This window comes from Ruegeria sp. CDSC052 (assembly GCF_059610685.1).
Genome location: NZ_JBXWOB010000010.1, coordinates 1 through 12,811, shown reverse-complemented (window position 1 = coordinate 12,811; position 12,811 = coordinate 1). Strand labels below are relative to the sequence as shown.

At 55.8% G+C, this 12,811-nt stretch carries 16 protein-coding genes and 2 tRNA genes; 11 read left to right on the top strand and 7 right to left on the bottom strand.

Going from position 1 to position 12,811, the window contains the following annotated elements; genetic code table 11:
* Window positions 1-54 precede the first annotated feature (54 nt).
* The 5 genes from AC2FIM_RS15055 to AC2FIM_RS15035 all read left to right on the top strand — a co-directional run bounded on the left by AC2FIM_RS15055 (window position 55) and on the right by AC2FIM_RS15035 (window position 5,958).
* Window positions 55-1,353, top strand: a complete 1,299-nt coding sequence (locus AC2FIM_RS15055; RefSeq protein ID WP_281995802.1) for a helix-turn-helix domain-containing protein — start codon at window positions 55-57, stop codon at window positions 1,351-1,353.
* A 78-nt stretch (window positions 1,354-1,431) separates the two neighbouring features.
* Window positions 1,432-1,812: a response regulator transcription factor gene (locus tag AC2FIM_RS15050; protein WP_142638139.1), complete on the top strand. Its 381-nt coding sequence runs from the start codon at window positions 1,432-1,434 to the stop codon at window positions 1,810-1,812.
* Window positions 1,809-2,111: a hypothetical protein gene (locus AC2FIM_RS15045; protein WP_496690133.1), complete on the top strand. Its 303-nt coding sequence runs from the start codon at window positions 1,809-1,811 to the stop codon at window positions 2,109-2,111. Before AC2FIM_RS15050 ends, AC2FIM_RS15045 begins: the two co-directional genes overlap by 4 nt.
* Window positions 2,111-4,789: an ATP-binding protein gene (locus AC2FIM_RS15040; RefSeq protein WP_496708233.1), complete on the top strand. Its 2,679-nt coding sequence runs from the start codon at window positions 2,111-2,113 to the stop codon at window positions 4,787-4,789. Before AC2FIM_RS15045 ends, AC2FIM_RS15040 begins: the two co-directional genes overlap by 1 nt.
* A 50-nt stretch (window positions 4,790-4,839) precedes the next feature.
* On the top strand, window positions 4,840-5,958 hold the full coding sequence (locus AC2FIM_RS15035; RefSeq protein WP_496678366.1) for a FliM/FliN family flagellar motor C-terminal domain-containing protein: 1,119 nt from the start codon (window positions 4,840-4,842) through the stop codon (window positions 5,956-5,958).
* A gap of 7 nt (window positions 5,959-5,965) precedes the next feature.
* Here AC2FIM_RS15035 and AC2FIM_RS15030 read toward each other — a convergent pair whose 3' ends face one another.
* The 4 genes from AC2FIM_RS15030 to AC2FIM_RS15015 are packed head-to-tail and all read right to left on the bottom strand — an operon-like array spanning window position 5,966 to window position 8,159.
* On the bottom strand, window positions 5,966-6,397 hold the full coding sequence (locus AC2FIM_RS15030) for a protein tyrosine phosphatase family protein (protein ID WP_142638147.1): 432 nt from the start codon (window positions 6,395-6,397) through the stop codon (window positions 5,966-5,968).
* 9 nt (window positions 6,398-6,406) lie between these two features.
* Entirely contained in the window at window positions 6,407-6,838 is a 432-nt protein-coding gene (locus AC2FIM_RS15025; RefSeq protein WP_496678368.1) for a DUF6691 family protein, read from the bottom strand.
* Window positions 6,838-7,260: a YeeE/YedE family protein gene (locus AC2FIM_RS15020; protein WP_142638151.1), complete on the bottom strand. Its 423-nt coding sequence runs from the start codon at window positions 7,258-7,260 to the stop codon at window positions 6,838-6,840. The genes AC2FIM_RS15025 and AC2FIM_RS15020 overlap by 1 nt, the downstream gene beginning before the upstream one ends.
* 35 nt (window positions 7,261-7,295) lie before the next feature.
* Window positions 7,296-8,159, bottom strand: a complete 864-nt coding sequence (locus AC2FIM_RS15015) for an MBL fold metallo-hydrolase (protein ID WP_496708235.1) — start codon at window positions 8,157-8,159, stop codon at window positions 7,296-7,298.
* Window positions 8,160-8,405: 246 nt separating this feature from the next.
* Here AC2FIM_RS15015 and AC2FIM_RS15010 point away from each other — a divergent pair, with 246 nt between their 5' ends.
* Complete coding sequence (locus tag AC2FIM_RS15010; RefSeq protein WP_142638155.1) at window positions 8,406-8,621, top strand: hypothetical protein; 216 nt, start codon at window positions 8,406-8,408, stop codon at window positions 8,619-8,621.
* Between the two features lie 9 nt (window positions 8,622-8,630).
* Here AC2FIM_RS15010 and AC2FIM_RS15005 read toward each other — a convergent pair whose 3' ends face one another.
* Window positions 8,631-8,849 carry a carboxymuconolactone decarboxylase family protein gene (locus AC2FIM_RS15005; RefSeq protein WP_142638212.1) on the bottom strand — a complete coding sequence of 73 codons (219 nt, stop codon included), beginning with the start codon at window positions 8,847-8,849 and terminating at the stop codon, window positions 8,631-8,633.
* A gap of 162 nt (window positions 8,850-9,011) precedes the next feature.
* Between AC2FIM_RS15005 and AC2FIM_RS15000 the strand changes: the two genes are divergently transcribed.
* Window positions 9,012-9,278, top strand: coding sequence for a DUF2312 domain-containing protein (locus AC2FIM_RS15000; RefSeq protein ID WP_142638157.1), 267 nt, complete (start codon window positions 9,012-9,014; stop codon window positions 9,276-9,278).
* A 22-nt stretch (window positions 9,279-9,300) separates the two neighbouring features.
* Here AC2FIM_RS15000 and AC2FIM_RS14995 read toward each other — a convergent pair whose 3' ends face one another.
* On the bottom strand, window positions 9,301-9,858 hold the full coding sequence (locus tag AC2FIM_RS14995; protein WP_496678370.1) for a hypothetical protein: 558 nt from the start codon (window positions 9,856-9,858) through the stop codon (window positions 9,301-9,303).
* Between the two features lie 499 nt (window positions 9,859-10,357).
* On the opposite strand from AC2FIM_RS14995, the gene AC2FIM_RS14990 reads away from it, so the two are divergent.
* The 3 genes from AC2FIM_RS14990 (at window position 10,358) to AC2FIM_RS14980 (ending at window position 11,355) form a co-directional block, all read left to right on the top strand.
* Window positions 10,358-10,433, top strand: a tRNA-Thr gene (locus tag AC2FIM_RS14990).
* 239 nt (window positions 10,434-10,672) lie between these two features.
* Window positions 10,673-10,758 (top strand) — tRNA-Leu (locus tag AC2FIM_RS14985).
* A gap of 225 nt (window positions 10,759-10,983) precedes the next feature.
* Window positions 10,984-11,355, top strand: coding sequence for a rhodanese-like domain-containing protein (locus AC2FIM_RS14980; protein ID WP_142638196.1), 372 nt, complete (start codon window positions 10,984-10,986; stop codon window positions 11,353-11,355).
* Between the two features lie 48 nt (window positions 11,356-11,403).
* Here AC2FIM_RS14980 and AC2FIM_RS14975 read toward each other — a convergent pair whose 3' ends face one another.
* Window positions 11,404-12,204, bottom strand: coding sequence for an alpha/beta fold hydrolase (locus AC2FIM_RS14975; RefSeq protein WP_399171133.1), 801 nt, complete (start codon window positions 12,202-12,204; stop codon window positions 11,404-11,406).
* 49 nt (window positions 12,205-12,253) lie between these two features.
* Here AC2FIM_RS14975 and AC2FIM_RS14970 point away from each other — a divergent pair, with 49 nt between their 5' ends.
* Complete coding sequence (locus AC2FIM_RS14970; protein WP_142638198.1) at window positions 12,254-12,628, top strand: hypothetical protein; 375 nt, start codon at window positions 12,254-12,256, stop codon at window positions 12,626-12,628.
* The last annotated feature ends 183 nt before the right edge of the window (window positions 12,629-12,811 follow it).

Sequence of the window (12,811 nt, the reverse complement as noted above, 5' to 3'; positions counted from 1 at the left end):
AGTTTTGAAAATGCTTCTGAGGTTGACCAAAGGAGCCAGCGGAAAAAGAGGAAAATTTTGCGGGACACGTTAACAGGCAGCCGTATTCGCGAAAGGCGGCAGATCGCAGGATTGCGTCAGGCCCAGCTTGCACGGCAGGTTGGAATCTCGGCATCCTATCTGAACCTGATCGAGCATAACCGCCGCAGGATCGGAGGAAAGCTGCTGGTGGATATCGCTGCGGCCCTGACCGTTGAGCCTTCGGTGCTAACCCAGGGGATCGAGGCGACGCTGATTTCTGCGCTGCGCGAGGCTGCGGCAGATGCTGTTGGCCAGAAAGCCGAAGTGGACGGGCTTGAGGAGTTCGCAAGTAGGTTTCCAGGGTGGGCGGGCGTTTTGGCGCAAATGCACAGCCGAGTGGTGTCGTTAGAGCGAACGATTGAAACCCTGTCGGATCGTTTGACGCACGATCCGCATCTGGCAGCATCCATGCACGAGGTCCTTTCGACAGCCGCCGCGATTCGTTCCACCGCTGCCATTCTTGCTGAAACGCAAGAGATTGAACCCGAGTGGCAAGACCGATTCCACCGGAACCTGCACCAGGATGCCGAACGGCTGGCCGATAGCTCCAAATCGCTGGTGGCCTATCTGGATGATTCCGAGGGGGCCGAGGATCGTCGCGGCGTCCCTCTGGAAGATGTCGAAGCATTTTTTGACAGGCATGATCACCATTTCCCGGAAATCGAAACCGGAGGGGGAAGCGCGGATGTTAATCTGAATGAGATTGATTCCTCTGCCGCGCGAAAAGTGGCGCGGGATATTCTGGACGTCTACGAATCCGACGCTCGGCTTTTGCCTCTGGATGCGCTCAAAGGGGCTTTGGATCGGGGAGTTACAGATCCTTTGCTTTTGGCAACAGAGTATTCAGTCGACATCGCCACCGTGCTGAGGCGGCTGGCCGCCTTGCCCAAAGGGTATTTGTCGCGCCCGACCGGGCTGGTGATATGTGATGCCTCAGGCAGCATTTTGTTCAGCAAATCGGTGCCCGGTTTTGCCATGCCCAGGTTCGGCGAGGCGTGTCCTCTGTGGCCGCTGTTTCAGGCGCTGAACCGGCCGCTGGTTCCGATCCGAAAACGGATCGTTCAGTTGGGGCGAACGGCCGCGGAATTCGATTGTTATGCCTATGCCTGGCCGCAATCCATTTCCGGCTATGATGATGCGCCGGTTTATCGTTCTGTCATGCTGGTTCGATCCGTCGAAGAAAGCCCTCAGGGCAGTCAGGCGGTTGCCCATGTTGGCCCAAGTTGCCGGGTCTGCCCCAATAAGGACTGTGAATCGCGCCGAGAGCCCTCGATTCTGAGCGAAGGTTTTTGACAGTTTCGTGACACTGCGCATAAGCTGTTTCGGACAGGTTGACAGTGGTGCAGCCCGTCTCGGGGAGGAATGAAATATATGAGCCGAAAGGTTCTGTTGATCGAGGATGAGCCGAACATTGCTGAAGCCATTCGGTTTTTGCTGACCCGCGAGGGATGGCAGGTTGAAACGCATGCTGAAGGGACGGATGCGCTGCTGGTGATTCAGGGCGCGAAGCCCGATCTTGTGATTCTGGATGTGATGCTGCCGGGCAAAAGCGGGATGGAGATTTTGCGCGACTTGCGCGAACTCGAAGAACTGCGAAATCTTCCGGTTCTGATGCTAACGGCTCGTGGCCAATCGAAAGATCGTGAGATGGCCGAGAATGCAGGGGTCAGCCGGTTCATGACAAAGCCGTTTTCCAATGCAGAAGTTCTGACCGCCGTCCGCGATTTGCACGCGCAGGCCTCGCGGTCATGAGCATGCAGGACGACCGCCAACCATCTGGTGCGCGGCCGTCGCTGTTTCTTGAGCGCCAAAGTTACCGCCGACGCAGGCTAACCGACGCCGCCCGTTTATTGCCTATATTGGGGGGCGCGCTGATTGCGATTCCGTTGCTGTGGCCGCGTGGGGGCGATGCAGCGGACGGAGTGCCGCTGTCTTCTGCGATTCTCTATATCTTCACATGCTGGGCGGTTTTGATCGTTGCCAGCGTTCTCTTTGGGTTCGCCGCAAGACGCATATCAACCGGCGATGATTCCGAGCCAGGTCAAGACTGATGGCAACGCTGAACGTGCTGATCCTGGTTTGTTTGGGCTATGTGGTGCTGTTGTTCAGCGTCGCATTTGCCGCCGACAGAATGGCCGCGGCGGGCAGGGGGGCGTGGCTGCGATCTCCGTTGATCTACACGCTGTCGCTGTCGATCTATTGTACCGCCTGGACCTTTTATGGCGCGGTAGGGAACGCCGCCCGGTCGGGGCTGGAGTTCGTAACGATCTATCTGGGACCCACGTTGGTCATGATCTGTTGGTGGTGGGGATTGCGCAAGCTGGTTCGGGTTGGCCGCAGCCAGAGGGTGACCTCAATCGCCGACCTGATTTCGTCTCGCTATGGCAAGTCGAACACTCTGGCGATTTGCGTCACAATTCTGGCCGTGTTGGGCGGGACGCCCTATATTGCGCTGCAACTTCAATCCATTACGCTGTCATTCTCAATCTTTGCCGAGGCCGACCCAAGCGGTCTTTACCGCGAAGGGTCCAGTGTGTTCTGGGTTGCGGCGGGGCTGGCAGTGTTCGCCATTCTGTTCGGTACCCGCAATCTGGATGCCAACGAACGCCATCATGGCGTTGTCACGGCCATCGCATTGGAATCTGTCGTTAAACTTTTTGCGCTGCTGGCCGTGGGCATTTTCGTTGTCTGGGGTATAGCCGGAGGAGTCGGTCCGATGATGGACCGCATCGATGCCTCTGAGATCGGGCAGTGGAATGTGAATGCCGGACGCTGGACCACGTTTATATTTTTATCGGCTGCGGCCTTTGTGTGTCTGCCGAGGATGTTTCAGGTGATGGTGGTGGAGAACGCCGATGAAGGGCATCTGAGGACAGCCGCATGGGCCTTCCCCCTGTATCTGCTGTTGATGAGTCTCTTTGTCGTGCCAATCGCGGTCGTAGGATTGGACCTTTTGCCCGAAGGATCGAATCCGGATCTGTTCGTGCTGACGGTGCCCCTGTCGCAGGGCAATGAATGGCTGGCGATGCTGTCCTTTATTGGCGGCTTTTCATCCGCCACATCGATGGTGATTGTCACGGCAATGGCCCTATCGACCATGGTGTCAAATCACGTCGTGATGCCGATCTGGTTTAGCCGGCAGGAGGGCGCTGGCGCCGTATCCGGTGATGTCCGCAATGTGGTTTTGCTGTCCCGGCGGATTTCAATCGCCGTGATCATGGTGCTTGGGTTCTCGTATTACCGCATTTCCGGCGGCGGGGCCGCGCTGGCCTCGATTGGTCTGGTGGCCTTTGCCGGGATTTCCCAGATTTTGCCTTCGCTGGTTGGCGGGCTGTTCTGGCGCGGGGCGACGCGAACAGGGGCTCTGATCGGACTGACGGTCGGGTTCTTGTTGTGGATCTACACGCTGTTGTTGCCCGGCATGGGCAGCGCGATTATGTCGGATAGTGTCCTGCAGAACGGACCGTTCGGATGGGGCTGGTTGCGCCCGCAGGCCTTGTTCGGGATCGACGGAATGGACCCGATGGTGCACGCTGTGTTGTGGTCGCTGTCGCTGAACACGCTGGCATTTTGCGCGGCCTCTTTGCTGAGTTTTCCAAGCCCGCTCGAACGTTTGCAGGGGGCGCAATTCGTCAACGTATTCGACCATTCGGTTGCGCTGCGCGGTTGGACCGGATCGGTAGCGCAAAGCGAAGACCTGATGATCATGACCCAGCGCATTTTGGGCGCAGGTCCGGCGCAAGAGTTCTTTCAGGCGCAGGCGGAACAGCAGGGTGGGCGTTCCAGCCTGCCCGAACCTACGCCTGGGTTTTTGGAGCGGTTGGAACGTGAACTCAGCGGCTCGGTCGGGGCGGCGACAGCGCATGCGATGATCGGGCAGATTGTTGGTGGTTCCTCCGTTTCGGTCGAGGATTTGCTCGCCGTGGCCGACGAATCCGCGCAGATGTTGGAATACTCCAGCCAACTGGAAGCGAAATCCGCTGAACTCAGCCGTACGGCGCGCCAACTGCGTGAGGCGAACACCAAGCTGACGCAAATTTCCGAACAGAAGGACGGGTTCCTCAGCCAAGTCAGCCACGAATTGCGAACCCCCATGACCTCGATCCGAGCATTTTCCGAGATCATGCGGGATACCGAAGGTCTGACCAGCGAAGAAAGAACGCGTTACGCTGCCATCATCCATGACGAGGCGCTTCGGTTGACACGGCTGCTGGATGACTTGCTGGACCTGAGCGTTCTGGAAAGTGGGCGAGTCAATTTGAACAAGAGCGGTGACACCCTGCGGTCGGTTTTGGATCGTGCTGTGTCCAGTGCCTTGGCTGGAACCAGCCAGAAACTAACCGTCCGGCGGTCGAAAACCTCCGAACGCGTTCTCCTGCGTACGGATTTGGACCGTCTGGGGCAGGTGTTTATCAACCTGATTTCGAACGCTCAGAAATATTGTGATGCCAAAGAACCGGTTCTGACCATTTCCGCGCATGATGTCGGCGGACAAGTCGTCATTGATTTTGCTGATAACGGCACCGGCATTCCCCCGGATGCCCGGCAGATGGTTTTTGAGAAATTTGCCCGCGTCGGAGGCGACAAGGCAGGTGGTGCGGGGCTGGGATTAGCGATCTGCCGTGAGATTATGCAAAGACTGGGGGGCGATATCAGCTACTTGCCCGGCCATGGTGGGGCTGCGTTCCGGGTCAGGCTGCCACAGGCCTACCGACAGGCTGCGCAGTGACGGCTGTATAAACAGGTTGGTAACTATCGCCGGGTTAGACCTGAAAGAGAATGCAGGAACAATCAGCGGTTTTAGGCATGACGCAATCTGTCAGCGCGGCTCTGGCGCGCAAGCTTTCGATCAGTCAGGAGGAAAAGGGTGACAAGCCTCGCTCGATCCTACGTGCGCTGCGTCTGGCTTTTGCTCGCGCGGCAGAAGATCGTTTGCAGCTGCCGTTGTCGGTAATCGGCGCCAAACAATCCTGTCGGCCACCAGGTGGGCTGACACAGTCTTTGGATGAGGAATGGATATTGCTGCTCTTTTCAGGCTCTGACAGCAGCTTGGCTGCGATCTGCATGGATATAGGGTTAGTGTCGGCTGTCGTGCAGGCTCAGACAATAGGCGAGGTGATGCCGGGAGCGCCTTCTGCGCGGGGGTTCACCGATACGGACGCGGCCATGGTGTCCCCTTGGATCGAAGAGGGGCTGTCCCGCGCGGCATCACTTGTCGAAACGGCGAGTGACCGCATGTGCCTGATCGGTTTTGAATATGCTTCGCGCCTTGCGGATCTGCGAACTTTGACCCTGGCGATGGTGGAAGAGGAATACCGAGTTTTTGAACTGACAGTCGAACTTGGCGGTGGGCTGAGACAAGGTCAGCTTTCAGTACTGTTGCCCATCCGACCGGCTGAAACGGCCGAGACGGAGGTGATTCATGATGAGCCAGAGGGCAGGCTTGATCAGGCATCGGGCGTGTTGAGGGCAGATTTGAATACGGTGGTCTGCCGGATGCCCTTGTCCCTGGCGACGCTGACAGAACTGGTGGTGGGGGATGTGTTGCCATTGATCGGGGCGCGGCTGGATCGTACCGAGATTGTGGCGATCGACCGCAGCCGGGCCGCGATCGGACGGCTCGGCCAATGCGGAGGATTGCGTGCGGTGCGCCTGAACGAAACCTACCAAACTCAGACATTTTCCCAGCCCGAAGCAAATGAGTTCCTTGAGGCGAGTTCAGCCAGTATACACGAAGAGGGGCCAACCGAACACGGGCAGGAAATAATGCCATTTTCCCCCGGCGCGCTGGGCCAAGAGGGGACAGAATTGAACCTCGAGAATTCGGAACACATGGTTGCCGAGATATCTCAACTGGCTGGTTTATCCGGGGATGAAAGCGCGCTGAAAGGCAGTTAGCAGACGCTCAAGTCACTGATCTGCGTATTTCTTCCAAGGTTGGACGCAGGTTGTCCAACGCATAGCCTGCCTTGGTCGTCGCCTGAAGGATGTCTTCGGTGCTCATGCTTTCGCACTGCCCCAATGCCCAGATCACAGAACAACGCGTGCCCGATGCACAATATGCGAGAACCGGACCGGCACAGGATTCTGCGAGGTCACGTTGCAAGGAGACGTTTTCGGGCGTCATGGTCTGATGCGTCAGCTCTAGCACTTCGTATTCCAACCCGGCAGCACGCACGGCCTGTCCGATAGCATCTGACTGGAGATCCTCGGGAACTTCGCTGTTCGGCCGGTTGCAGATCACTTTGACAAAGCCTGCCTCGACAATAGTGGGAACATCCTCGACCGAAATTTGCGGCGAGACGGCATAGCGGGGGGTTATCGGTCGAATCTCCATGGCTACTGCTTAGGTCGCGTTTACGGTTCTGTCCAGTTTAGCACTTACGGCAGGAGCTGCATACATCCCTGCGAGCATGGAAACCAGAAACACAACGCCTCCGGTCCCGCCATACGTAAGAGACGCTATGGCTGGACCGGGACACAGTCCCGCTAATCCCCATCCCATGCCAAACATGACCGATCCGATGATAAGGCGGCGATCCAGTTCATGCTGAACCATCGTCGGGAATTTCCCACCCGACAGCGGTTTGCGATCTGGAACCAGCCTCCATGCGATCATCATGGGCACAATGGCTCCCCCCATCACAAATGCGAGTGTCGGATCCCAGTTGCCGAAAATATCCAGCCACCCCTGAACCTTGGTTGTGTCAGTCATGCCGGAAATCAACAGGCCTGCTCCGAACAAAGAGCCCGAAAAAAGCGATATCAGATTGCGCATCAGATCAACCCCCAAACATGGCGAAACAAGGCCAGCGTCACTGCCCCGGCAGCAATGTAAAGGATCGTTGCCACGATCCCGCGCACCGAAAACCGGGAAATGCCGCACACCCCATGTCCAGAGGTGCACCCGTTGGCAATTCGTGTCCCGATACCGACAAGCAGCCCAGCCCCGATCACAACCGTCAAATTCGAGGTCAGGTTTGTCTGCGGCCCCGGCGACAAAAACAGGCTTAGCATCAACGGCGTCCCAATCATCCCAGCGAGGAAATACAGCCGCTCGGCCGAGCGGTCAGAGCGATCGACAAGCCCTCCCAGGATACCGCTCGCCCCCATTACACGACCGTTTCCAAGCAGGTAAACTGCTGCGCCAAGACCAATCAACAGGCCGCCTACCAGTCCCCATATCCATTCTGAATACACTGATTTGTTCCCCCAAGAAGTTCGGCTCTAGCCGTCTAAAGTTTGTTCACTGGTAGTTTCAGGAACACGTCGCCATTCTCATCCTCAGGCGGCATCTGACCCGCCCGCATATTGACTTGTAAAGAGGGCAGGATCAGCCGCGGCATGGCCAAAGTGGCATCGCGGGCGTCGCGCATTTCAACGAATTCCTCGATAGGTCGACCTTGCCCGATATGCACGTTCAAGGATTTTTGCTCTTCAACAGTTGTTTCCCACGCAAACTCGTCCCGCCCAGGAGCTTTGTAGTCATGCCCGACAAAGATGCGTGTCGTATCCGGCAGTGAAAGGATCCTCTGGATCGAGTTGTACAAATCTCCGGACGATCCGCCGGGAAAGTCGCATCGCGCAGTGCCAAAATCCGGCATGAACAGCGTGTCTCCGACAAATGCCGCGTCGCCGATGACATAGGTCATGCAGGCGGGCGTATGCCCGGGGGTGTGCAAGACGTCACCTCTCATTTGACCGACATGAAATCCGTCGCCGTCGCGGAACAAGGCGTCGAACTGGCTACCATCGCGCTGAAACTCGGTACCCTCGTTGAAAATTTTCCCGAAAGTTTCCTGGATGGCGACGATTTGATCACCGATGCCAATCTTGCCTCCGAGTTTCTGCTGCAAATAGGGGGCTGCTGAAAGGTGGTCGGCATGGACATGGCTTTCCAGAATCCATTCGGTTCGCAACGAATTGGATTGGACATATCTGATGATCTCATCCGCAGATCGCGTATTGGTCCGGCCGGATGCGTGATCGAAATCCAGAACACTATCTATGATCGCGCAGGCATCGCCTTCAGGATCCTGAACCAGATAAGACACCGTGAATGTCTCTGCGTCAAAAAATGCTTTCACTTTGGGCGTCATGGTTTCCTCCGCCGGTTAGGTCTTAGTCATATATTAATAACGGAATGTGAAGCAATCAACATTTGGTGATTTGATGCCGGTCAAGGCAAAAGCGGCAAAGTTGGGCTAAAATTCTGGCATCCTGCGAAAGCGCGCCGATGTTTGGGGGCGATCGGGCGAATTTTCGCGCGATAGAATAACCGAGTGATGTAAGTCTTAAAACCGTTACTAAACTATAGGTAACTGATGACATTTGGGAGGATGGATATGCCGAGGATCGATTTGTATTCCGAAGCCGAACAACTTGAGAAAAAACTGAAGGGCGCCAGTGTTGATACCCGCCTTGCCCTTCAGCCCAGTGTCACAAAGGTCATCGAGAAGATGCGTCTGCAGGGTGTTGAGGTTCCTGCGCGCCTGCGCCGTCTGGATGCGGCCCTGTGCGAGGACGTTATGGAAGCGCGTTTCGACAATCTGCCGGTTTGATAGCCGCAGTCAACCGAACGAGATTCCAAGTATAACCAGCATAAGACCTATCACCGACAAAAAGAGCGCGCCCATGTTCCAGGGCAGCACCCGTTGGACAACGGCGCGCAGTTCATCGTCAGACAGGCCGGATTTGCGCGCTTTCATTACGTGCAGAATGCACCAAACCAGCCCAGCCAGACCGATAAGTGACAGGGCGGCACCGCCCCAGGTGATGAATTCGAACATCGTTTTCCATTTTTCAGCGTCTGACATGAGCGCTTAACTGATCGCGCTGGCCCGCACAAGCGAGACTGGTTTTTTGCATGCTTGCGGCTTGGCTCGCACCGATGTATCCCGCTTGTTGCCCACCTTTTCAGCATGACAAACCAGCCTCTGGGAGAGACTTAGATGGAAGAGAATACCGAAGATCAGGCCGCCGCGAATTACCGTGTAACCGCGGGTGAGTTGCGCCAGTTCATCGAACGGATCGAGCGTCTGGATGCGGAAAAGAAAGATTTGGCGGAGCAACAAAAAGAAGTGATGGCCGAGGCAAAAGCGCGGGGCTACGACACCAAGGTCATGCGGAAAGTGATCGCATTGCGCAAACGTGACAAAGACGACATCGCCGAGGAAGAGGCGGTGTTGGAAATGTACAAGGAAGCGTTGGGAATGTAACGGCTGCTTTCCCGCTATAGACTCAAGGTTTTAGAACCTGCACTCCGGGCATGGACTCAAGTCGGTCCATGTCCTGCGCATATAATTCTGCAAACGCGTCGACGATTTCCGTGCTCCAATCTGGCAGATCAAGCTCTTCTGTTGTGAGCTCGGTTTTGGCGTGTTCCTCCAAAACCGTGGCAAGGTCGTCACGCAAATGTTCGTCCTGTTCCAGGCTTTGATCAATCAATGCCAGACCTTTGGATTTGCCTGAATCGTCTAGAAGTGACAGCAGTAAATCAAACTCATCAACCAGCGTGTTGTCCGAGGGAAGGGCCGCGATTGCACGGACTATATCTCCCCAGATCAGTGGTGCGTCCTCGTTGCTCCAGAGTGTGATTTTGACATTGGGCGCAAGATCTCTGATGTCCTCGACCATGCTGATCCAGCTGAGGCAGCTGATATCGGTACTTCGCATTTTGTCGAGGCGACTCTGTTCAGGTAGCGACATCAAAGCTTTGGGAATAAATCTGCCAGGGCTTAAAAAACCCATACAAAGCTCAATTTCGTGGTCAGGAAAGGACTTTTCAAGCAACTCCATTCGGCGTCCCGCATTTGGGTATAGCTGCCCGTCGTCCAGCGCATTTCCAACATCGCCTGCAAAGCTGGCGCATGAGTAAATCAAACGATCGACCTTCGGAGCCGATCGCAACCCAGCCCGAAGCATTTCCATTGCGGCACCGATTTCATCCTGGTTTTCAATGGCAGCAAAGGCGGGTTCGAAAATTTGCCGATAACGGCGCGGGCCAAATACGGACGCACCATTTTGATGCAACGCGCCGGTGTTGCGTTGAAGGGACCGCAATATGAGACCTTCATCGGTGAACGCAGCACCTGCGTGGATTGCAACCTGCATATTCGGTTTTTACCCTCGCGTTCGTGCATATTATCTGCTGGGTTACAGGCTGTACTCCGCACAGTCAAACCAGGCGGAGTAAAATCTCTGGGCCAGACCCAGTGCCATGAATACAGAAAATCGTTAAGCGGCGGCAAAATTCTGTCTTGAAGTCCGTAACGAGAGGCATTAATCGACACCAAGTGCCCCTATAGCTCAGCTGGTAGAGCAACTGATTTGTAATCAGTAGGTCCGCGGTTCGAGTCCGTGTGGGGGCACCATTTCACTCTAAGATTCCTTCTGTTCCTTGATTTTGCTAAAGTCACAATGTTTGGGACAGCGCAGGCGCTTTGCGCAACGAAGAGTTTCTCCGAGGACTTTTTCTGATGGCCTGCGTAAATGGGGTGGTGGTCAAAGGCGGCGATTGAATTTCCGCAGGTTGCATCGGCGAAACGCATTGTGTTCATAGCCTTATGGCCTTACTGGTGCTTTCAGCCTAAAAACTGGCCCAACGCGCTGTGCGGGCGTGATGGAATGGTAGACATATCAGACTTAAAATCTGAAGGGCGTATGCCCGTGTGGGTTCGAGTCCCACCGCCCGCACCACCTCTAACACCCTGATTGATTTTCAAGTCTCGATGCAGCGGAACCTCTCCCGATTTGCTTTGGTTCGGGTTCGGCGGGAATTGAATACCGGGATTGGTCCAGCGCAAAAATCGGTGTCGTGCATTAAATGTCCAATATCTATCCAGCCTAAGGTGAGGGCCTGTCAGGCTACACCTTCCAGTTCCTGCATGTTAGCATCCCGTAAAATTCTTCAGGAGACACCATATGCCGTTGACCGTAAAACAAATGATGGAAGCTGCGAACTCCACCGTCGAGCGAATCCAGAGAGCCAAAGCGGTCGAGATCCTGGAGCGAGGTGGCCTGCTTCTGGACATCCGCGATGCAGCGGAATTGCAGCAGACAGGGCGTGCTTCGGGGTCACATCATATCCCGCGCGGTATGTTGGAATTTCGGGCCGATGACACTCTGCAATCACATGATCCAGAGCTTCGCAAAGATCGCCCAATTGTCTTGTATTGTGCCTCGGGTGGCCGCGCTGCCCTTGCGGGAAAGCTGTTGCAGGACATGGGGTATGAGCAGGTCTATAACCTGGGTGGCTTGGTCGATTGGGTGAATGGCGGGGGCGAAGTCGCCTAGCCAATAGGAAACGCCAGAACCCGAGCTGTGATCGGTCGAAAGGTCAGGTCAGGCGTTGAGGAACGTCCTGACGGCGGCCTCGAACTCACGCGGTTTTTCCGCATGCAACCAATGTCCTGCACCAGGTATTTTTGCAAAACGTGCCGAAGGGAACATTCCGCGGATCACTGAGCGATGTTCAGGCAGCACATAGTCGGACTCCCCCCCGGACAAAAACAGTGTTTGACCACCCCAGGATGCGTCTATTTCAGGAAAGCCCATGATCTTGGGCATTTCAGAGGCCAAAGTATCCAGGTTCAAAAGCCAACGCTGTCCGTTGATGTCGAGTGACTGCGTGAAAAAGCTCTGAAGGGCTTTTTCGACTCCGTTGTCGGCCAGTTGTTGTTCAGCGTCCGAGCGACGCTCGACCCGGGAAAGGTCCACCGCGCGCATTGCTTCAATAAACTGAATCTGACTGTGGCTATAGGCCACCGGGGCGATGTCTGCCACCACCAGTTTGCGCAGCTTTGCGCTGTGCAGCAGGGCTAAAGTCATGGATGCCTTGCCGCCCATCGAATGTCCGACGACATCTGCCTGTCCGCCGAACTGGTCGATAACTTCGGCCAGATCATTCGCCAGATCGGAATACCCATGGTCATGCGTCCACATGCTGTTTGCGTGGTTGCGCATATCAACCGCCACAACTTGCCGCTCGTCAGATAGCCGGCGGGCGATGACCCCCCAGTTCCGGGCCGAGCCATATAGGCCATGGGCGATCAGCAAAGGGGGCTTGTCGGTAGGTTCACCATGTATGATCGTGTTCAGCATATAGCCGTGATACCCGCCGCAATCTGAAACGGCCAGCCCCATTGTGGCTCCTGTTCCACATGGGTAAACTGTCAGCTCAGGAGGCCGCAGCATGCCGCAAGACACAGATATACAAACCCAAATTGCGCAGACCATACAGCTGTTGCGTGACAAGTTGGGTGTGCGCGACAAAACGCTGACCGCCTCGGTCAAAAAGGCCAAAAGGCAACTGCCGCGCCGGATATACAAACAGGCAATGGTCCTGGCTCAAGCAGAGCAGATGGCGGCCCATCCAAAACTGCGACTTGTGCTGGACAATCCAAAACTGATCCAGGCCTCGGAAGAGGTTCAAAAACATCTGGGGGGCATCAATTTGGCGGATCGGCGGATGGGGTGGTTTCTGGGAATGCTGGGCGGGCTGACTTTTAACCTGTTGGCCTTTTCTGCTTTGTTGCTGATCTTCATGTTGTGGCAGGGGCTTATCTGACCACAAAAAAACGGCGCCGGATTGGCGCCGTTTTGTTTCTTGGATGACTGAATTCTTACAAGTTTGGATAGATAGGGAATCTGGCGCAGAGGTTTGCGACTTCGGCTTTGACTTTGGCCTCGACCTCACCGTTACCGTCCTCGCCATTTGCGGCCAGACCGTCGACCACTTCGATGATCCAGT